This is a genomic window from Pantoea sp. M_9 (assembly GCF_008631385.1).
In the GTDB taxonomy this organism is placed as follows: Bacteria; Pseudomonadota; Gammaproteobacteria; order Enterobacterales; family Enterobacteriaceae; genus Pantoea; species Pantoea eucrina.
This window is the reverse complement of sequence record NZ_VWUF01000002.1, coordinates 562,853-583,330: the sequence shown is the minus strand read 5'-3', so window position 1 is coordinate 583,330 and position 20,478 is coordinate 562,853. Positions and strand designations below refer to the sequence as shown.

14 protein-coding genes and 1 pseudogene are annotated in these 20,478 nt (G+C 56.2%); 7 read left to right on the top strand and 8 right to left on the bottom strand.

The features are described from left to right. Nucleotides 1–18 precede the first annotated feature (18 nt). Together F3I15_RS06545 and mqo are read left to right on the top strand one after the other, a co-directional pair. Nucleotides 19–327: a DUF1471 domain-containing protein gene (locus F3I15_RS06545; RefSeq protein WP_150017129.1), complete on the top strand. Its 309-nt coding sequence runs from the start codon at nt 19–21 to the stop codon at nt 325–327. Nucleotides 328–622: 295 nt separating this feature from the next. Continuing rightward, the gene (gene mqo, locus F3I15_RS06540; protein WP_040113506.1) at nt 623–2,269 is read left to right on the top strand and encodes a malate dehydrogenase (quinone); all 1,647 of its coding nucleotides are present in this window, start codon (nt 623–625) and stop codon (nt 2,267–2,269) included. A gap of 45 nt (nt 2,270–2,314) precedes the next feature. On the opposite strand, the gene F3I15_RS06535 is transcribed toward mqo, so the two are convergent. Next, on the bottom strand, nt 2,315–3,241 hold the full coding sequence (locus tag F3I15_RS06535) for a LysR family transcriptional regulator (protein WP_150017128.1): 927 nt from the start codon (nt 3,239–3,241) through the stop codon (nt 2,315–2,317). A 118-nt stretch (nt 3,242–3,359) separates the two neighbouring features. On the opposite strand from F3I15_RS06535, the gene F3I15_RS06530 reads away from it, so the two are divergent. The 3 genes from F3I15_RS06530 (at nt 3,360) to F3I15_RS06520 (ending at nt 8,060) form a co-directional block, all read left to right on the top strand. Continuing rightward, on the top strand, nt 3,360–4,490 hold the full coding sequence (locus F3I15_RS06530; RefSeq protein WP_150017127.1) for a M20 family metallopeptidase: 1,131 nt from the start codon (nt 3,360–3,362) through the stop codon (nt 4,488–4,490). Next, on the top strand, nt 4,487–5,881 hold the full coding sequence (locus F3I15_RS06525; RefSeq protein WP_150017126.1) for a YfcC family protein: 1,395 nt from the start codon (nt 4,487–4,489) through the stop codon (nt 5,879–5,881). The genes F3I15_RS06530 and F3I15_RS06525 overlap by 4 nt, the downstream gene beginning before the upstream one ends. Before the next feature lie 253 nt (nt 5,882–6,134). Beyond that, complete coding sequence (locus tag F3I15_RS06520; protein WP_150017125.1) at nt 6,135–8,060, top strand: methyl-accepting chemotaxis protein; 1,926 nt, start codon at nt 6,135–6,137, stop codon at nt 8,058–8,060. A 97-nt stretch (nt 8,061–8,157) separates the two neighbouring features. Here F3I15_RS06520 and F3I15_RS06515 read toward each other — a convergent pair whose 3' ends face one another. From F3I15_RS06515 to F3I15_RS06495, 5 genes and pseudogenes are all read right to left on the bottom strand, one after another. Further along, a complete protein-coding gene (locus tag F3I15_RS06515; RefSeq protein ID WP_150017124.1) occupies nt 8,158–10,275 on the bottom strand; it encodes a TonB-dependent siderophore receptor in 2,118 nt (705 codons plus the stop codon). A gap of 212 nt (nt 10,276–10,487) precedes the next feature. After that, nucleotides 10,488–11,723: an MFS transporter gene (locus F3I15_RS06510; protein WP_150017123.1), complete on the bottom strand. Its 1,236-nt coding sequence runs from the start codon at nt 11,721–11,723 to the stop codon at nt 10,488–10,490. An 84-nt stretch (nt 11,724–11,807) separates the two neighbouring features. Further along, nucleotides 11,808–14,162 (bottom strand): GNAT family N-acetyltransferase, encoded by a 2,355-nt coding sequence (locus tag F3I15_RS06505; RefSeq protein ID WP_150017122.1) that lies wholly within the window; start codon nt 14,160–14,162, stop codon nt 11,808–11,810. A gap of 1 nt (nt 14,163) precedes the next feature. Then, a pseudogene (locus F3I15_RS06500) lies at nt 14,164–15,448 on the bottom strand (lysine N(6)-hydroxylase/L-ornithine N(5)-oxygenase family protein). A gap of 10 nt (nt 15,449–15,458) precedes the next feature. Continuing rightward, entirely contained in the window at nt 15,459–17,012 is a 1,554-nt protein-coding gene (locus F3I15_RS06495; protein ID WP_150017121.1) for an aspartate aminotransferase family protein, read from the bottom strand. 607 nt (nt 17,013–17,619) lie between these two features. Here F3I15_RS06495 and cspA point away from each other — a divergent pair. After that, nucleotides 17,620–17,832: an RNA chaperone/antiterminator CspA gene (cspA, locus tag F3I15_RS06490; protein ID WP_071668354.1), complete on the top strand. Its 213-nt coding sequence runs from the start codon at nt 17,620–17,622 to the stop codon at nt 17,830–17,832. 262 nt (nt 17,833–18,094) lie between these two features. On the opposite strand, the gene yajD is transcribed toward cspA, so the two are convergent. Next, nucleotides 18,095–18,442, bottom strand: a complete 348-nt coding sequence (gene yajD, locus F3I15_RS06485; RefSeq protein WP_065647414.1) for an HNH nuclease YajD — start codon at nt 18,440–18,442, stop codon at nt 18,095–18,097. Between the two features lie 257 nt (nt 18,443–18,699). Here yajD and F3I15_RS06480 point away from each other — a divergent pair, with 257 nt between their 5' ends. Further along, a complete protein-coding gene (locus F3I15_RS06480; RefSeq protein WP_150017120.1) occupies nt 18,700–18,900 on the top strand; it encodes a hypothetical protein in 201 nt (66 codons plus the stop codon). A 144-nt stretch (nt 18,901–19,044) separates the two neighbouring features. On the opposite strand, the gene F3I15_RS06475 is transcribed toward F3I15_RS06480, so the two are convergent. Then, nucleotides 19,045–20,148, bottom strand: coding sequence for a nitronate monooxygenase family protein (locus tag F3I15_RS06475; RefSeq protein ID WP_150017216.1), 1,104 nt, complete (start codon nt 20,146–20,148; stop codon nt 19,045–19,047). Nucleotides 20,149–20,478 lie beyond the last annotated feature (330 nt).

The window sequence follows — 20,478 nt, the reverse complement described above, 5'->3', positions numbered from 1 at the left end:
TCTCTCAGGAGCAGGCCTATGAAAGCGTTGATCAATGATGTCATCTCTATTTTTACCCCGCAGGATACTCAGCCGGTGCTGGTGCGTGCCGATCTGACACCAGAGCAGATCGCTTCGCTGCGCCCCACCAGCGTAACCAGCGTGAGCTGGGCAACCTCAATGGAAGATTTAACCGATGCGGTGGTTCAAAAGACGCTGGCCGCCGGAGCGGCGGGATATCATATCAGTGATGTGGAGTCGCATGAGCCGGCGCATGACGGGCACCCGGTACTGGCGGCGAAAGCGACACTCTATTATACCGGTGATGAGATTGCGCTGAACGGCTAACGCTCTGCGCCTGCTGAATAACCAGCGGGCGCAATTATCCGCACTTTTATTTGCTTTAAGTCCAGCCTGTGGTTATAAAGAATAACCGCGTTACAGAAGCGGTTATCCTGCCGATATTAGCCTCACTTCCTTCGCCTTATTTGCTGCTTATTTAGCCTGAATATAATTATGTAACTTAATTAATCTGCGTAAATAGTTAAATAACTAAAAACAGGTTAATCTTTCCGTAACAATATTTTAATTTGCCAACCGAATTTTTAACGTTCATCTGCTTTGAATAAAGAACAGGACTGGCATGAATCAGACCAAAAAAATTGTGTCCGCGCTTTCGCTGACCGCACTGCTTGTTTCTTCAGCGGTTCACGCTGAAAACGCACCAGAAAAAACCGACGTGCTGCTGATTGGCGGCGGGATCATGAGTGCCTCTCTGGGCACCTGGCTGCAGGAGCTGCAACCGGGCTGGAAGCAGCTGATGGTCGAGCGTCTCGACGGCGTGGCGATGGAGTCGTCCAATGGCTGGAACAATGCCGGTACCGGTCACTCTGCTAACATGGAGCTGAACTACACGCCAGAGCGTGCAGACGGTTCAATCGACGTTAGCAAAGCGCTGGAGATCAACGAATCGTTCATGATTACCCGCCAGTTCCTGACCAGCCAGGTTGAGCGCGGTGTGCTGCACGATCCGCGTTCGTTCATCAACTCTACGCCGCACATGAGCTTCGTCTGGGGTGATAAGAACGTTGAGTATCTGACTAAGCGTTACGCCGCGCTGCAGAAAACCACCCTGTTCCAGGGCATGAAGTTCTCAACCGATCACAAACAGATTGAGCAGTGGGCACCGCTGGTGATGGAAGGCCGCGATCCGGCACAGAAAGTTGCTGCGACCTGGACGCCGGTCGGTACTGACGTCAACTACGGTGAAATTACCCGTCAGCTGATCGGCAGTCTGAAAAAAGATCAGAACTTCACGCTGGAAACCTCGTCTGAAGTCACCGATTTTAAACGTAACGGCGATAACTCCTGGCACGTTACCATCAAAGATGTGAAGAGCGGTAAAGATCGCAGCGTTGATGCGAAGTATGTCTTTATCGGTGCCGGCGGCGCGGCTATCAAGCTTCTGCAGAAAACCGGCATTCCGGAAGCGGACAATTACGGCGGTTTCCCGGTAGGCGGCTCATTCCTGATGACCGAAAACCCGGAGATCACCAGCCGTCACCTGCAGAAAGTGTATGGTCAGGCTTCCGTAGGTGCACCGCCGATGTCGGTTCCGCATATCGATGCGCGTAACCTCGACGGTAAAAAAGTGGTGCTGTTCGGGCCGTTCGCCACCTTCTCAACCAAATACCTGAAAAATGGTTCGCTGTTCGATCTGCTGAGCGCGACCACCACCAGCAACGTTATGCCGATGACCCACGTGGGTATCGATAACTTTGACCTGGTGAAATACCTGATTGGTCAGGTAATGCTGAACGATGACGACCGCTTTGCCGCGCTGAAAGAGTACTATCCTAACGCGCGCAAAGAGGACTGGAAACTGATCCAGGCGGGTCAGCGCGTACAGATTATCAAGAAAGATGCGGATAAAGGCGGCGTGCTGAAACTCGGTACAGAAATTGTCACCGATCAGCAGAAAACCGTTGCGGCCCTGCTGGGCGCGTCACCGGGTGCTTCAACCGCTGCGCCTATCACTCTGAACGTGATGAAATCGCTGTTCCCGCAGCAGTTTGCTTCACCGGAGTGGCAGGAAAAAATCCGTACTATCGTGCCGAGCTTTGGCCAGAAACTGAATGGCAATACCGCGCTGACGCAGCAGGTATGGGATAACACCGCGTCTGTGCTGCAGCTGACCAAACCACCGGTCATCAATATGAGCGAGCAGCAGGCCGCGCCAATGCAGGCTAAGCCGCGCGAAGAATCTGCTAAACAGGATATGGCGCTCTAATCGCGACCAGCCCTGAACCCTGAGCCGGACACTGTCCGGCTTTTTTTATGCCGGTAATCCATCAGCGGAGCGCGCGAAATAGCTGTTGAGCAGTCGCCAGAGATAGTGCGCAGCGGGCGTCATGCGGTGATCGGCGCTGTGCAGCAGCTGACACTGACTCTCGCGCGCAATGCGGTGGTCGAGCGGTATCGCGACCAGCCGATCGCACTCGTGAATACTTCTCAGCGTCTGCGGCGTCATGAACGCCACGCCCTGCCCGGCCAGCGCCAGAGAAACGGCGCTGGTAAACAGGTTACAGCTACAGGCGGGCGTAAAGATGAGTCCTTCACTCCTGAACATGGCATTCAGATAGCGCTGGAGACCAAACTGCTCATCCATGCCAATGAGACGGTGCTCAGCCAGCTGTGACAGCGTCACTTTATCCAGCGCAGCCAGTGGATGCGAGGGCGGCACGACCGCACAGATCGGACCGCGCCTGAAGCTGTTACAGCGGAGTCCGGGCGGGCCGGAGGGGCCAAAACTCACCGCCATATCCACCTCACCTTTTGCCAGCAGCGTCAGCGTGGTCTGCATATCTCCCGACTGAATATTCACGAAAACCGCCGGGTAAGCCTGAGAGAACTCGGCAATCACGTGACGAATCACTTCGTCTGCCATCCCCTGACCCACGCGCAGCGTAACGCTGCCGCCGCGCATATGGCGCATATCCTGCAGCTGCCGCTCCAGCTGACGGCGGCGCTGACTGGTCAGCGCATAATCCTCTGCCAGCAGTTTACCCGCATCGGTCAGGACCACGTTTCTGCCGCGTCGTTCCAGCAGCGGCAGCTGCAGCGCGCGTTCTAGCTGCGCGAGCTGGCGGCTGATGGCGGAAGCATTGACGCCCAGCGCATCTGCAGCGCGGCGGATCCCGCCGTGCATTCCGACCTCATATAAGTAACTTATCGATTTTTCCGGATAGCTGGATAACGTCATACTTTGCGCTTATCTGTTGACCTGAGAGCAACAATAATAGCCGCGAGGGCTTATTTTTCTGTAGCATTTTTTCTGCGCATACTGCCTGTGCAAACCCGACAGACAGGAAAACTATAAAATGAAAGCGATTACTCTTTATCTGGAACAGCATGCCGCAGATATCCTGGCGGACATAAAAACGCTGGTGGCGGCTGAATCTCCCTCTGATGACAAATCTGCCGTTGACGCCTGCGGTGAAGTGCTGCAGCAGCTGTTTCAGCAGCGTCTTAACGTGCGTGCGGAAATAACACCGCAGCAGCAATACGGTAATAACCTGAAATTTTCGCTGGGCGGACAAACGCCGCAGAGCACCATTATTGGCCATTTCGATACCGTCTGGGATAAAGGCGAGCTTACGTTGCGTGAAGAAGAGGGACGCCTGTACGGCCCCGGCATTCTCGATATGAAAGCGGGCCTGGTACAGGCGATCTGGGCAGTACGCGCGCTGCAGCAGCTTGATCTGCCCGGCTGGCAGAATGTGGTGTTTCTCTGCAACAGTGATGAAGAGCTGGGCAGCCCCGGTTCGCAGCAGTGGATTGAAACGCATGCCCAGGGCTCCGCCCAGGTATTTGTTGTCGAGCCAGCGGTAGCGGGCAGCGGCGCGCTGAAGGTCGCCCGTAAAGGCACCGGCCGCTATGACCTTACGCTGACCGGCCTGGCGGCGCACGCCGGCAACAATCCGGAAGAAGGGGCCAGCGCGGTGCAGGAGATGGCGCAGCAGATTCTGGCGCTGCACGCGCTCAACGCGCCCGAACGCGGCACTACGGTCAACGTCGGCGTTGCCAGCGGCGGCAGCCGGGCGAACGTGGTGGCAGATCGCGCGCGTCTGGAAGTGGATACGCGCGTCACTTCTGAAGAGGAGGCGGCCCGCCTGCACGCGGCGATTATGCAGCTCCAGCCGCATGACCCGCGCGTGTCCCTGCATATCAGCGGTGAGCAGGGGCGCCCGCCTATGCGCCAGAGCGCGGCATCACGCGCACTGTTTACCCGCGCGGCGCACATCGGTCGTCAGCTCGGTCTGACGCTGGAAGCGGCCTCCGTGGGCGGCGGTAGCGACGGCAACTTTACCGCCGCACTCGGGCTGCCCACGCTGGATGGGCTGGGTGCCACCGGTGCCGGTATTCACGCGCGGCATGAGCATATTATTGTTGCAGAGGTGGTGCAGCGTACGGCGCTGCTGGCTGGCCTGCTGAGCGGAGAGACGCCATGACACAGATATCGCTGGAAAAACCGGACAGGGCTGCCCGCCAGCGGGAGGGCCTCAGCCCCTACCTGCTGCTGTTTATTATTCTGGTGCTGGCCGCGGTGGCGACCTGGATTATCCCGGCGGGCGTCTACGATTATGAGACGCGCGACGGCATTAAGTTTGCCGTCAAAGAGAGTCTGCATGCGGTGCCGCAGAGCGGTGTGCTGCCGCTGGAGATCTTTATGGCGATCGCTGCGGGCATGGTTAAACAGGCCCCCATTATCTTTCTGATCCTGTTTACCGGAGGCGTACTGGCGGTAATCGAGAAAACCGGGGCGATAGCGACGGCTCTGCAGGCACTGTCGCGCAGCAGCACGCTGAGTGACACGCGTATCATCATTATTTTCGCCGTGATTTTCTCGCTGCTGGGCACTACCGGCGTGGTCGTCAATGCGGTGGTCGCTTTCGTGCCGATCGGGCTGCTGGTGGGGCGCTCACTCGGACTCTCTCCTATGCTTGGGGCCTCGCTGGTCTATCTGACCTGCGCCGCCGGATATAACGTGGCGATCCTGAATCCGGCCACTACCGGGCTGACGCAGCATCTTGCGCAGCTGCCGCTGTTCTCCGGCATGCTGCTGCGCGCCCTGACCTGCCTGCTGTTTGTGGTCAGCGCCGCGCTTTACCTGATCCACGCGGTGCGCCGGGCGCGCAAAAACGGTGAGTGCCGGCCCGCTATGTCTGCCGCTGCGGAGAGTACTGCTCCGGTAACCGGACGACATAAGCTGATTCTGGCGACCACGGCGCTGGCGCTGCTGCTCTTTATTGCCGGTACGGTGCGCTATCACTGGGGCACCCGAGAGATGTCAGCGATGTTTATCCTGCTGACCATTGTGGTCGGACTGATGGGCCGTCTCTCAGGCTCGGACATTGCCAACACCTTTCTGGCAGGCTGCGCCACGCTGGTTAAAGGGGCGTTTATCGTGGGGATGGCAGCTGCCATTTCACTGGTGCTGCAGCAGGGCAATGTACTCGACCCGATCGTGGGGTTTCTTTCCGATCTGCTGGAGCCGGTACCCGCCTGGCTGGCAACTATCGGCATGTTTATCAGCGCCGCGCTGATCCACTTTGGTATCTCATCCGGCTCCGGAGAATCGGCGCTTCTGATCCCTATTTTCTCACCGCTGGGCGATAACCTTGGCCTGACGCGCCAGGTGATGGTGCAGTCAGTGCTGCTGGGTGAAGGGATCGTCAACTGTATGAGCCCGACTTCCGGCGTGCTGATGGCGGTGCTGGCCACGGCAGGCGTTTCATTCGGTCAGTGGCTGCGCTTTGTTGCCCCGGTCATCGCAATCTGGTTTGTGATCTGTGTGGTGATGCTGCTGACAGGGGTCGCTATCAACTGGGGACCGTTCTGACCCGGCGCTTTTCAGGCAGCGCCGCCTGATACCGGGCGCTGCCGCATCCGGTAGCGGGGAGCCGCTTATTTAGCGCGATCCTGTTTTCCCCGACGCCATATTGTTCTGGATCATCTTTTATTTATTTATAAAAAGACGAACGTTAAAAATAGATATCAAGCTTCTGTAAGCCGTGACGATAGTAAATTGACGGCAGAGCACGTGTTCCGCCTCCCTCTGACTGCATTTCATTATCTCACTAAAGGTGAATTTTATGGGCCTTGCTCACTCCCTCTCGAATATTAAAATCGGAAAGAAACTGGGAGCCGGTTTTGTTATTGTGATAGCCGCCTCACTGGCAATCACTGTTATCGCATTTGATTGTTTTCGCAGCATTAAAGATAACTCAGCCCGGCGCACCGTGACGGTTGAGATGGTGAACACGCTCGGTAAAGCGCGGCTGAATCGCACTCTGTATCAGTACACGAAAGATGAGCAGTTTGCCGTGCGGAACGTTGAGGCGCTGAAAGAGTTCACTTCGCTCTATCAGCGCCTGGAGCGTTTTAGCTGGAACCCAGAGGGGCTGCAGAAAGTGAACCAGCTGGGTGAACTGATGCACAGCTATCAGGATCAGCGCGAAAAATTTATTGCTGCCGCAAAAGAAACCGCAGGAAACTACAGTGCAATCACGCCTGGTGCGCTGATTAAGCTGGCACATCAGCTGGAATCGCTGAATCGCGGCCTGACGCCAGAGACCGCGCCGCCGGTTATGCAGCTTACGGCGACCCTCTACGACACCGCTAATATCGAAGAGAACTTCCTGAAAAATCCTGGCGAAACCAGCAGAGACGCCATCGCGGATAAATTCATCACCATCACTACCCTGACCGAACTGCTCGACAGTTTTAATCAGGGGGATATCACTACCGCGACGCAGGCCGTGCTTGCCGCGATCAATCAGCAGCGCCCCGCCCTGACGCCTTACCTGAACGCCTTTAACAGCGAGAAAAGTGAATCCGCCATCCTGACAGGCTCGGCGGAGCGGCTGAATGCAGGCGTGGCAGATATGTTCAGCTATCAGTCGCAGCTTTCCTCCTCGTTTATCAAAGGTGCTGAGTGGCGCATCGCTATCGCTGCCGCGATCTGTGTGGTGCTGAGCCTGCTGATTGCCTGGCGCATTACGCGCAGCATTACGCACCCGCTGCGTGAAACGCTCAGCGCGGCCCAGCGTATTGCCGCAGGCGATCTGACCACATCGCTGAAAACCACCCGTGGCGATGAGCTGGGCGAGCTGATGCAGGCGGTTGACAGCATGAACCACAGTCTGCAGACCATTATCGCTAACGTGCGCAGCGGCGTCAGCAGCGTGGCGCGCGCCTCCGCAGAGATTGCCGCCGGCAATACCGATCTCTCTTCCCGCACCGAGCAGCAGAGTGCTGCCGTGGTACAGACCGCCGCGAGTATGGAACAGCTGACCTCAACGGTGAAACAGAACGCTGAGAATGCGCATCACGCCAGCCAGCTGGCGGCCGACGCCTCCGGCAATGCTGGCCGCGGCGGCGAGATTGTTCGCGACGTGATCGCTACCATGAGCGGTATCAGCCAGAGCTCCGGTAAAATTGGTGAAATCATCAATGTCATCAACAGTATCTCGTTCCAGACCAATATCCTGGCACTGAACGCAGCGGTAGAAGCGGCGCGCGCTGGTGAACAGGGACGCGGTTTTGCCGTGGTAGCGGGCGAAGTCAGAAACCTGGCGCAGCGCAGCTCCGTGGCGGCAAAAGAGATTGAGACGCTGATCCGTGAATCACTGGATCGCGTCAGCGACGGCTCGGCGCTGGTGGATCGTGCCGGTACGACAATGAATGATATCGTGCAGTCGGTGACGCAGGTGCGCGATATTATGGGTGAGATTGCCGCCGCCTCCGATGAGCAGAACCGGGGCATTTCGCAGATTGCGCAGGCGATGTCGGAGATGGATACCACCACCCAGCAGAATGCGGCTCTCGTTGAGGAGTCTTCAGCCGCAGCAAGCTCGCTGGAGTCGCAGGCGATTGAACTGGAGAAAACCGTGGCCATCTTCCGTCTTTCAGCGGAACAGGAAAACGCCGCCCGGGTTGCTCCGAAGCCCGTACTGACGTCGTCGCCGGCTAAACCCCATCCTGTGGCCACAGCGGACGCCAGCTGGGAAAGCTTTTAACCCTTGCTGACCAGAAAAAAGCCCGTAAGCGGATAAACCGGCTTACGGGCGGTATGTTTGCCGGCGTCAGGCTGTACGCCGGCCACATAGTATCCGATCAGAAATCGTAACCCACGGTCGCGACAATTGAGCGCTCTGCGCCCCAGTAGCAGTAGCCCGTGCCGTAGCAGGCCGCGACATATTCCCGATCGGTGAGGTTATTGGCATTAACCTGCACATAAGCCCCTTTCAGCTGGCTGTTCCAGGCACCGAGATCGGCGCGGACCGACGCGTCAAACAGAGTAGCGGAAGGCAGGCGACGGGTATTTTCATTATCAGCCCACTGTTTGCCGATGTAGCGCACGCCGGCACCCACGCTCAGACCGTAGTCAAACTGATATTTGCTCCAGAGCGAAGCCATAGAGTTGGGGGTGACATAAGGGGTATGACCATCGTTACCATCCACCGAATCTTTATAACGCACGTGGCTGAGCGTGTAGTTAGCGATGGTGCTGAGACGCGGCGTCAGCTGGGTATGCGCCTCCAGCTCCAGCCCCTGTGAATGCACTTTACCGGCAGGCACAAAGTAAGAGCCCTGCACAATACGGTTGCCGACATCCTTCTGCGTAAGATCGTACACCGCTGCGGTGTAGAGATCGGAGGTCCCCGGCGGCTGATATTTCACGCCCGCTTCATACTGCTCAGCGGTAGTGGGTTTCAGCAGGTTGCCGTTCTGGCCCGAGAGCGACTGCGGCGTGATGGCCTGGCTATAACTCACATAAGGCGAAACGCCGTTGTCAAACGCATAAAGCAGCGCGGCACGCCCGCCAACGTGATCATCCTGACGCCGGTTTTTGGTTGCCCGATCGTAATTTTCGGTCTGCGATACAATGCGGTCATAGCGGCCTGAGAGGTCAAGATGCCACTTATCCCAGACCATCTCATCCTGCAGGTAGACGCCGGTCTGATAGTAGTAGCGCTGCGAGCGCTCAAAGGTATACACGTCGTTGGCACCCACGGAGGCCCCGGTTCGTGCATTCAGCTGGCTGGCGTTGCCGCTTGCGTCATGCAGATCATTTTTATACTGGTGATATTCCGCGCCCAGCACCACTTTATGGTCTACTGCGCCGGTAGCGAAATCTGCTTCCAGCTGATTATCGATCGCGTACGCTTTCAGCGATGAGCGCGAGCCGGAGTAGTAGCGGTTCAGCAGATCTGAACTGTTCCCTGTCCAGCCGATTTGATACACCTGGTCGAGATCGACGTTTGAGTGAGAGTAGCTGGCATTAGAGCGGAACGCCCAGGTGTCATTAAAGCGGTGGGCAAATTCGGCGCTGTAGATCTGCTCGCGGCGTTTGAACTGGTCGAGCGAACTCTGACCGTCGTAGAAGCCATTGCTCAGCTTATAGCCGTTGTGTTCGGTGATGCTGCCCTCACCCGGCACCGCGCTGTGGTAGCCGCCTGACGGATCTTTCTGCAGATAGGCGCGCAGCAGCAGCGAGGTATCTTCCGATGGCTGCCAGAGCAGCGAGGGTGAAATCGCATATTTCTCTTCCCGCGTGTGTTCGTACTGGGTATCGCTGTTGCGGGTAATACCGGTCAGGCGGAACGCCAGCTGATCGTTCAGCGCGTCGGTGTAGTCAAAGGCGGCTGAGCTGGTGTTGTTGTTACCCGCCGAAAGACGGAAATGCCCTTCCTGCCGGAACTGCGGACGCTTTGACGTCTCCATCACCAGCCCGCCCGGCACCGTCTGACCATAAAGCGCAGATGAAGGACCTTTAATCACATCAATACGCTCAAGGAACCAGGGATCAACCTGCAGCACGTTATAGCTGCCGGGATCGCTCATCAGTCGCAGGCCATCCAGGAAAACATTGTCGACATCGCCACCGTGGAAACCGCGCAGTGATACCGTATCGTAACGCGACGCCGCACCGGCGAAGTTTGTAAAGGCGCCTGCGGTATAATTCAGCGCCTGATTCACGCTCATCGCGCCCTGATCTTCCATCTGCTGACGCGTCACCACTGAAACGGCCTGACCGGTAGTGATCAGCGGGCGATCGGTTTTAGTCGCGCCCTGGCTGGTTTTCGCCGTATAGCCGGTGGTGGGAGTCGTAGCCGTTTCAGCCGGCTGCGCGGTGACAACCAGGGTTTCAGCTGCATACAGCAGCGGTGATGCAGATAACGCGACGGAGCAGAACAGAACAGAACGCTTCAAAGTAAAAGGCACTCGCATGGTTAATTCCCTTAAAAACACGCAGTTCTCTCCGGTGCAGCCAGAGAGCCGATGGATGCCAGAGGCAATGGTAATGCTAATATTAATGAGAATTATTATCTTTTTGAGGGTGGCATTTCAAGATGTGTCGGCAGTTAAATTTTCTGCCGGAAACCAGTTTAAAAGCGAGGGGTGGCTGAAAAGCGAGCCGCGGCTCGCTTCAGATAAAAACGTCAGGCCTGCTGCAGCGCGGGCTGCTGCCGCCGGTTTTCACGCAGAAATGCGCGGGTGAGCCCCAGCCAGAGCAATCCGCAGGCCAGATTTATCAGGCTGAAGCCGGTACTGTTAAAGCTAAAATAGGCGTATTTTGCCGCTTCAATGCCGAGTGCGAAAATGAGAATTGTGACCATACCGACCATCGCTGCCACGCTGCCCTTGCCCGCCTGACTGGAAAAGAGCGTCATACGATAGAGTCCGGCATTCACCAGTCCGGTGCCAAAACCGTAAAGGCTGAGGCCGGCGGTCAGCCACAGATAGCTGTGCCGATCGGCCAGGGTCGCGACCGCCGCCAGCGCAAGACCGGCTACCACCGGCCAGGCTCCCAGCTGCAGCGGACGCTGGATCGGCAGCCGGCTGCTGAGGCGCCCCAGCGTCAGATTACCGGCGATCATCGCCAGAAACACCGGCAGCTGCAGCAGCGCATATTCCATACGGCTCAGGCCGGCATCATGCATCAGAATAACCGGCGACAGCGCTACCCAGGCGAGGCAGGGAATGGTCACCAGGCCGATGGCCAGCGAGCCGCGCATCACCTGGCGCTCGCGCAGCAGCTGATAGTAATTCCTGCCCAGCGCGGCGGGTGAGATCGGGCGCGTACGATCCCCTGCGGTTTCAGGCATAGTGCACCACAGGCCCAGCAGGGCAAGCGCCGTCACGCCGCCGAAGAGCCAGAACAGGGTGCGCCAGTCGCTGATGGTCAGAAAAGCGGCCCCGGCCAGCGGCCCGGCCAGCGGAGCCAGCAGCGCGACGTTTGCCATCAGCGCCATGATCTTTACGCTCAGCGCTTCACTGAACGCCTCCTGAATAGCGGCGTAGCCTACAGAGCCGATAAAGCACAGGCTAACCCCCTGCAGAAAACGCAGCAGTACGAACTGCTCAATGCTCTGCACCCAGTGGGTGGCAATGCAGGTCAGCATAAAAAAAGCCACGCCGCTGAGCAGTACCGGACGCCGCCCGATGCGATCGGAAAGCGGCCCCAGCAGCCACTGCAGCATCATACCGCCGATCAGATAGGCGGTCAGCGAAGCGGAAACCCACTCAGGTCCGGCACCAAACTCCTCAGTGACCAGCAGCATGCCGGGCTGGATCATGTCATGCGCGATATAGGTGGCGAATTCAAACAGTACCAGCGAGAGCGGAAAAATTATGCGGCGGCGCGTGAGCTGCGACACCGGTTCATACAGGGCCATTACCGATCCTTTCCCGTTGCAGAGTGATAAAAAACGCGGTTGCCGGAGCAACCGCGTCACAGATGTCAGCCAGCGGACGCCTTATCAGCGCCAGCGGGCAATCGGGTTATCCAGCGTACCGGCAAATTTGAGATTTTCCGCCGGGTCAGTGAGGTTAATCATCTGCTGGTTATTCGCCAGCTGCAGCCGGTTAAGGCAGGAGCGGGTAAACGCCGGGGTAAACATATCAAAGCGTGCAAATTTAGCGGCCAGCTGCGGATGCGCCTGCTGATACTCTTTCACGCACTGCGCGACCGCCTGCCAGAAGTGATCCTGCGACAGCGTACCGGCGTCGTGCAGAATGGCGCTGATAAACCGGAAAATGCAGTCGAATACGTCGGTAAAAATCGACAGTAACTTGAGATCGTCCGGCACATCCACTGCCAGCCGGCTCACTTTTTCCGGCAGCTGCGCGTCCGGATCCATGACGGCAATCTCTTCGCCGATATCTTTCATATAGGCGCTGACCGGCACATTGTTCTCCAGCAGCACGATCAGGTTTTCGCCGTGGGGCATAAACACTAAATCGTGCTGATAGAAGCAGTGCAGCAGCGGGCTGAGATAGCAGTTCAGATAGCGCGCCACCCACTCTTTTGCCGGCAGGCCTGAGTCAGCAATCAGCGCTGGCAGCAGCGCCTGCTGGTGGTGATCAACATGCAGGAATGCGGCCATCGTCATCAGGCGCTGACCCGGCTGCAGGCGGGCGACCGGATTATCCCGCCACAGCGCAGCAAACATCTTTTTATAGGCGGAATCGCCGCTGATGGCCTGCTCGTAGTAACGGTTGTGATAGCCCACCGCCGCGACCTCCCGCAAAATACGGAAATCACAGCGCTGCAGCCACGCATCCCTGCTGACCAGCTGTTCCAGCCACTCGTTAATCGCGGGCGTGGTCGCCATATAATAGGGTGAGAGGCCGCGCATAAAGCCCATGTTAAGCACCGACAGCGCGGTTTTAACGTAGCGCTTTGCGGGCTGGCTGCGGTTAAAGAAGGTGCGGATCGATTGCTGCGCCTGATAGCGATCGTCGCCCTCGCCGAGCCAGACGATATCCTGCTGAGCAATATCGGCCGCGAATACCGTCAGCAGTTTGTTTTGCCACTGCCACGGATGCACCGGCATCAGTATATACTCATCCGCATTCAGCCCGCGCGCGCTGAGCTGCTCTGTAAACCGCGCCAGAGTCTCCGTGCCCAGCTCATCACGCATCAGCTGTTCGTAACTCAGCGTACTCAGACTGGAAAAATGGGCGTTGCGCTGATGTACCGCAACCCAGATGAGCTGGACCGGTGCGGCGGCCTCTGGCGCAAAAGCGAGATAATCGCGGGCGTCAAAACCAATGCGGCCATTATTGGCGACAAAACAGGGGTGCCCCTCGGTCATTGCCGCCTCAGTGGTCTGGAAATCAGCGTGCACCAGAGCCTGCGCATCCGGATTCTGCTTCTGCAGCTTATAGACGCTGCTGCTGAGCGTGCTGCTGATCTCTTCCATATAGGTCGCCAGCAGCGCCTGCGGAATGCCGATTTGCTGATTAAACTCCACGATAAACTGCAGCGCATCCAGCGTCAGCGGTCGGCCATTTTCCTGCTTCAGCAGTGATGCGGCGTCTATATTCCAGTGGTCCAGCGCCAGACGTTCTGCGCGGAACTGATAATCTGCTTCGCCGCCCGGTACGGCCAGCGTATAGCAGCCTGCACCGTTTTCAACGGGCGTAACCAGCTTTTCGTGGGCAAACTCGCTTATCGCTTTGCGGATCAGCATCCGGTTTGCCTGTGCCCAGTTATCGCCCGTAAGGTGGGATCCTGTCAGCAGCGCAGAGGGTGTGTTCATGGTCAAAATATCCTGCTCCAGAGCCTGTTGATAATCTTCCCGCTGGCAAAACGCCAGCCAGGCGGTTTTATGCCCGAGATCGAGCGTGTGCTGATAGCGAAAGCCGGCCCGCTTATTCAGCCGGTGAATTTTCTCATTGCGTACGTCAGGCTCCACCACCACGCGTCCGACCTGCGGCAGACTGAACAGGTATCCCATGGCAACGGTAAAGACCTGCCAGCTGAACTGCGGAATGGGTGTGCTGGCGGGCGCAATCAGAATATGCATCCCGTAATCATCGGGCGCGGCCGGATAGAACCGTCCAATTTCATCCTCGCTGGCGCGGTAGCACTCCATCAGAAACACCGGCTGCCCTTCACAGCAGCCAATTAACGCGGCGTGCGGATTATTTGCGGTCAGCCCGTGATAAAAGGCGGCGACCTGTTCCAGGGTGTCGTTCTGCATGCCCCAGAAACGGGCGTAGTCGCGCGTTACCCAGCTATGGATCAGTGCGGCATCGGTGGCCTCCATCGGGCGCAGGCTAAAGGTGCCCGCCGGTCGCTGAACGCGGTAAATCATCTCTGTGCTCATGTCAGCGCTCCGTCTGTGCCGGGAAAGTCTGAAACGCGATCTGCCGCTCTACCGGATAAACTTCTCGTCCGGTGATTTCGCGCAAAATAACGGAGTTGCGATAGCAGGCCATGCCGAGATCCGGTGTCACAAAACCGTGCGTATGCAGCTCTGCGTTTTGCACAAAGATTTGATTGTGATGATCGATGCTGTAATTACGCTGCACATCATAGCGCCCCTGCTCGTCCCAGCGCAGCCGCTGACTGATGCCTTCGACAAACATCGGCGGACGGTAGTGATAGCCGGTCGCCATCACCAGCCCTTCGGTACGACGGGTAAAGGCGCACTCCTGCTCCTGCTGCCAGAGTGAGAGTTCAAACTCCCCTGCCGGCAGCCAGCGCAGATCGGTCAGCGCTGAGTGCGTGAAGAGATTGACGTTAAGCGGGCCGTCGAGCTGTTTGACATACATCAGATCGTAAATATCGTTGATCAGGCTGCTGTTGATACCTTTGTAGAGATTCTTGTGGTCTGCATTCAGCCGGTCGCGCTTCGCCGGCGGCAGCGCATGAAAATAGTCAACCCACTCCGGCGAAGTCATCTCCAGCGTCAGCTTGGTGTACTCCAGCGGATAGAAGCGCGGCGCACGGGTGATCCAGTTCAGCTGATAGTCAAACCGATCGATATCGCTGAGCAGGTCATAGTAAATTTCAGCCGCGCTCTGACCGCTGCCCAGCACGGTAACAGACCGCTTCTGCTGCAACTCTGCTTTGTTTTTCAGATAGTCGCTGGAGTGCGTAATACGCTGACGATGTGGCTGACTGCACTCCGGCAGCCAGGCCACCGGGCCGGTGCCGAGGATCAGATGACGCGTCAGCCACTCTTCGGTCACGCCGCTCTGATTATTGACCGCCTGAACGCGATAAACCGCCCGCTCCGCATCATAACTTACATACTCAACGTGACGATTCCAGCGCAGGTTACTGAGGCGCTCGCAGGCCCACTGGCAATACTGGTTATACTCTTTANAAAAAATCTTCCCGGATGTAGAATGAGTAGAGTTTTCCTTTCTCTTTCATGTAATTCAGCAGGCTGTATGGGCTGGTCGGGTCAGCCAGCGTCACCAGATCGGCCATAAACGGCGTCTGCAGGTGTGCGCTTTCCAGCATCATGCCGGTGTGCCAGTCAAAACCCGCATTCTGATCGAGAAATACGCCGTTGAGTCCCTCTACCGGTTCGCTGAGACAGGCCAGTCCGAGGTTGAACGGGCCGATACCAATGCCTATAAAATCGTAAACGGTGTTATTCATAACAGAGTTCTCACTGATTTGCCGCGTGAAGCGCGGTCGTGCGCAGCTGCTCGCGCCCGTAATGTGCAACCAGGTTAATCACCTCTTCCAGATCTGCCTCGGTGGTGGCAGGATTCAACAGGGTGAATTTCAGATACTGCCGGCCGTCGACTTTTGTGCCTGCCACAATTGCATTGCCGGAACGGAACAGCGCTTTGCGGATCGCAGCGTTGATATCGTCGAGCTGCGGGCCGCTGAGCGACTGGCGCGGCACAAAACGGAAGATTTGCGTGGTGAGTTCTGGTGCGTGCAGCACCTCGATTGCCGGATGCGCGCGCAGCAGCTGATGCGCACGCTGTGCAAGGTCAATCAGCGAGTCAAACGCTTCACCCAGCGCGGCCGGGCCCATGACGCGCAGCGTCAGCCACATCTTCAGCGCATCAAAGCGACGCGTGGTCTGAATACTTTTGTTGACCAGGTTTGGTGTCCCTTCCTGCTGCGCGCTCAGTGGATTGAGGTAGTCAGCATGGTGCGTAACATGCTTCAGATGCTCTTTGTTACGTACAAAGAACGCCCCGCAGCTTACCGTCTGGAAGAACGATTTGTGGTAATCAACGGTGACTGAGTCTGCCTGCTCAATACCGCGCAGACGCTGGCGGTGCTGTTCTGAAACCAGCAGACCGCAGCCATAGGCGGCATCAACGTGCATCCATAATCCATTGCGCTGACACAGCGCGGCGATCTTTTCCAGCGGATCGATGCTGCCAAAATCGGTGGTGCCGCTGGTTGCTACCACCGCAATCGGGATTAGTCCCTCTTCGCGGCAGCGCTGAATTTCGTACTCCAGCATACCTGCATCCATACGGTAATCAGCATCATGGTCAACCGGCACAACGGCATCGTAGCCCAGGCCGAGGATCGCCATCGATTTCTGGATACTGAAATGACTCAATTTAGACGTGAATACGCGCCACTTTCCGGCGGTTTCTGGCAGACCGCGATATTTGATCAGATGCCCCGGATGATGCGCCTCGCACCAGCTGTCGCGAGCCAGCAGCATCGCCATCAGGTTTGACTGCGTACCGCCACTGGTGAAAATACCGTCCGCGGCGGCGGGCAGGCCGATACGCTCCAGCGTCCAGTCGATAACTTTCTGCTCAATCAGCGTACCGCCGGCGCTCTGATCCCAGGTGTCGACAGAACTGTTGACGGCGGCCATCACCTGCTCTGCCATCAGCGACGGCAGGACGACCGGGCAATTCAGATGCGCAACATATTTAGGATGGTGAAACCAGACCGCATCGCGCAGATAAAGCTGAGACAGCTCGGCCAGTGCAGCTTCGTTATTGCCCAGCGGAGAATTAAGATCCACACTGCGGAACTCGTCTGCCAGCTCGTGCGGCAGAATACCGCTGAACGGCTTTTCCACGCCCTGCACCGTCTGGGTCAGCAGCTTAAGCACCTCCTGCGTCTGACCGGCCCAGGCATCAAGCTGACGATCGTTAAAAAGCCAGCTCTCAGGCGCGCCTGAACGCGGCTCAGAGGTTACGATTGGTAATGATTGCGCAGATGAACGTGTAAACATAATCCTTTCCTGTTACTAAAAATCTTCAAGTCCTGCTGACGAATAAGACAACAGGTGTCATAGGCTCTGTTGCTTCTGCAAAAATCTAAAAAACAATAAGTTATAAATATCATTAACATATGCCATTAGTCGGCATACGTGCGCAGACCTGTATAAGTCGGCCTTAAAATTTGAATGCGATTATAAATGATAATTATTATCATTCAATAGGTGAATTTCAGTAAATTTTACATCAGCGTTTCTGAAGGATAATTTTGTGATCTTTGTCACAATTTCGCTTAAGGCGTGGAAAAACACCTCTTTTATTGTGTGGTTTTGCGCCTCCCGGATGATGATCGGGAGGTAAAACATTCTGCAGGGCTTATCTGAAAGGGATGTTAAAAGGGATGTAATATAAGTGTTGCTAAACCGGAACAGGTGTGGCTTAATAGCGCCATCGGTTTGGAATACAGACCTTATGAAGCAGTTTTAGTAAAGCAGTCCTCAGTTCAAGTGTTATCCACAGATACCCCTTCTTCATGAGCCTCCTCCTAAGTGCCCAATAAGTAACGCTCTGATACAGGCCACCATCGCCATAGTTTATGGCTCATCAATTAAGGAAGTATCTATGTCTAACAAAATGACTGGTTTAGTAAAATGGTTCAACGCAGATAAAGGTTTCGGCTTTATCACTCCTGAAGATGGCAGCAAAGACGTGTTCGTACACTTCTCTGCAATCCAGAGTGACAGCTTCAAAACCCTGGACGAAGGCCAGAAGGTCTCTTTCACCATCGAGAATGGTGCTAAAGGTCCAGCTGCTGCTAACGTTACCGCACTGTAAGCTGCGCTGACGATCGGCAGCGCTTACGATAGCGATGAAGACAGTAGTCTGAGCAGTTAAATGCTGCTGATAAAAAAACCCGCCTTGTGCGGGTTTTTTTGTGCGCGTAACCGGGCTAAAAAGAGCCCGACACCCGGCTGAGCGTATCGGGTTGGCACAAGCGCCAGTGAAATTCGCGACTTAGAAAAGTACGCAAACGCACTATAGCACAGGTTCCCCGCCGTCTCGTTTTACTGACCTGTAAATGTGTGTGGCAGCGCTATTACTTCTTCTTGCTGATAAGCGATTTCAGATCGGCAAAGGGGTTATATGTCGCGGCACCTACCTCATCCTGCGCATCCTCCCCCGCCACCACTCGCGTACCGTACTGATCGGCTTCGGTATATTTTGAGTGTTCATGATCGTGGCAGTAGAGACAAAGCAGCTCCCAGTTGCTGCCATCTTCCGGGTTGTTGGTATGATCGTGATCGATATGGTGTACCGTTAGCTCGCGCAGGTTTGAGTAAACGAACTCCCGCGCACAGCGCCCGCACACCCAGGGATAAATTTTAAGTGCTTTCTCACGGTAGCCGCTCTCCAGCCGCGAGTAGTTTTTCGGTATAACTGCCATTAACGTCTGCCTGTATTTAGCGTGATGATTTCAACGTTCAGCAGGCTAGCCCGATTGTGCGTTGTTAGCAAGCAGCACGTTTTTTTAACGGACCGCTCTGTTAAAAAGAGGCCTCAGCGGGCAATAAATCATGACTCATATCTATATTTAAAATCTATTTCCTCTATGGCATTATATATATCGGCAATCATTGCCTTAACGTATTACTGCCTCCGGATTTGTACGGACTGGCATATTTTATCTGTGGAGAAAACCTGTTGAAACCGGTTGATGTACAACCTATTAATGATATTAATCAGGCGATAGGGCGCGCCGTGACCACCCTTATTGCAGCGGGCGTACCCGTTGAAAAATATGCCATTCTGGCGGAGTTACAAGAGTCTGAAGCGCAGGCTATTGATGGCGTTAAGAAAATTTATGGTGAAGCCATTAAATTTATATCAGTCCAGATGAGTTAATAGTTTATCCCCGGATATCTTATCGGCGCTAAATAAGCGCAGCGGTAAAGTTATCGTTGCGCTTATTTGCTGTCTAACCCGGATTTTTTATTTAACCAGCAGCTATCCGAAACGCAATCGTGTTTATGATGCATTCCTGCCACGTTATAAAGATGATCGATCTATCGCATTAGCCGGGCTATCCTGACCAGAGGCCGCATGCCACTCTGTGACCAGCTGCCGGATGAGTTCCGCCGCAGGCATTTCGCGTATCAGTGCTGCTCCCTCTCCCGCCCAGTGTGCGCCAAACCCCGCCTCGCCCTGCGTCAGCGCAGCCTTAGCCAGCGCCTTACCCAGTGAATAAGCCAGCGGATAAGCGGGGATCTCTCTCCGGGAGATATGGCGCGTAATAGTGCAGAATGTGTTGCGCAGCGCGCGCGCTTCACGACCAGAAATTGCCGCAGTCATGGTGGTACCCGTTACAGCGGCACGCCGGAGTGCCTGACGCCAGGCAGGCGCAGTAGCGGATTCAGGGCAGAGAAGAAAAGCGGTGCCGGCCTGCACGCCGCTGGCACCCAGAGCCTGCATTGCTGCGATTGCTGCACCGTTCATGATCCCGCCCGCGGCAATCACCGGCAGCGTAACCCGCGCACAGATGGCCTGTACCAGCGTCAGCGTGGAGAGCTGATGATCCTCCTCCTCCACGGCAAAATTGCCGCGATGGCCACCTGCTTCATAGCCCTGCGCCACAATCATATCCACTCCCTGCTGCGCGATCGCTTCCGCTTCTGCCACGCTGGTGGCTGTTGCCAGGGTCACTATCCGGCACGCTTTCAGCCGTCGCAGGGTATCCGCGGGCGGCAAACCAAAATGAAAACTCACGACCGCCGGACGCGTATCCTCAATGACCTGCAGCATCGCTTCATGACCGCAAAAAGTGGGATAGATCTCCTCCAGGTTCACGGGTGCCTGAGCCCCAAAGGCCGCAAAACGATCGGCGAAACGTGCTATCCACGCCTTTTCAACTGCCTCGTTGCGCAGGGCAGGCGGATGGCAGAACAGATTGACGTTAAAAGGCTGCCGGGTAAGCGCCTGAGTCTGCCGTATAAGGCGTGCGGCCTCTTGCGCAGAGGAGGCGCCCAATCCCAGCGAGCCAAGTGCACCGGCATTGCTGACTGCGGCAGCCAGTTCCGGGGTTGAAACGCCTGCCATCGGGGCCTGGATAATCGGATAGCGCAGATTCAATTCTTTACACAGGGATGTCGTCATCACAAAGCTCTCCGTCAGTAGCAGCCATTCTGCATATCCGCTCTCTGTAGCAGAGATAACCTATATTTTATTTGCATCTTTAACAAGCCGCCTGACCCACTCTGCGGCAGCGACGTATTGCCTGACAGCACGGCACCCGGCGGCTTTCAGACCGCTGACGGCAAAATTCTCCCGCTGCGTTTTAATTAGAAAATTTACTCAGTTTTTGTTTTCTGCCGTCGATAACATAGATTCAGCACCACGTTTATTGCCATCACCGGGAAACTGAACGTCAAAAAAATCCCCCTGACTGATGCCCGTTTACGCTTAACCGCTGCCGGCGCTCAGGAC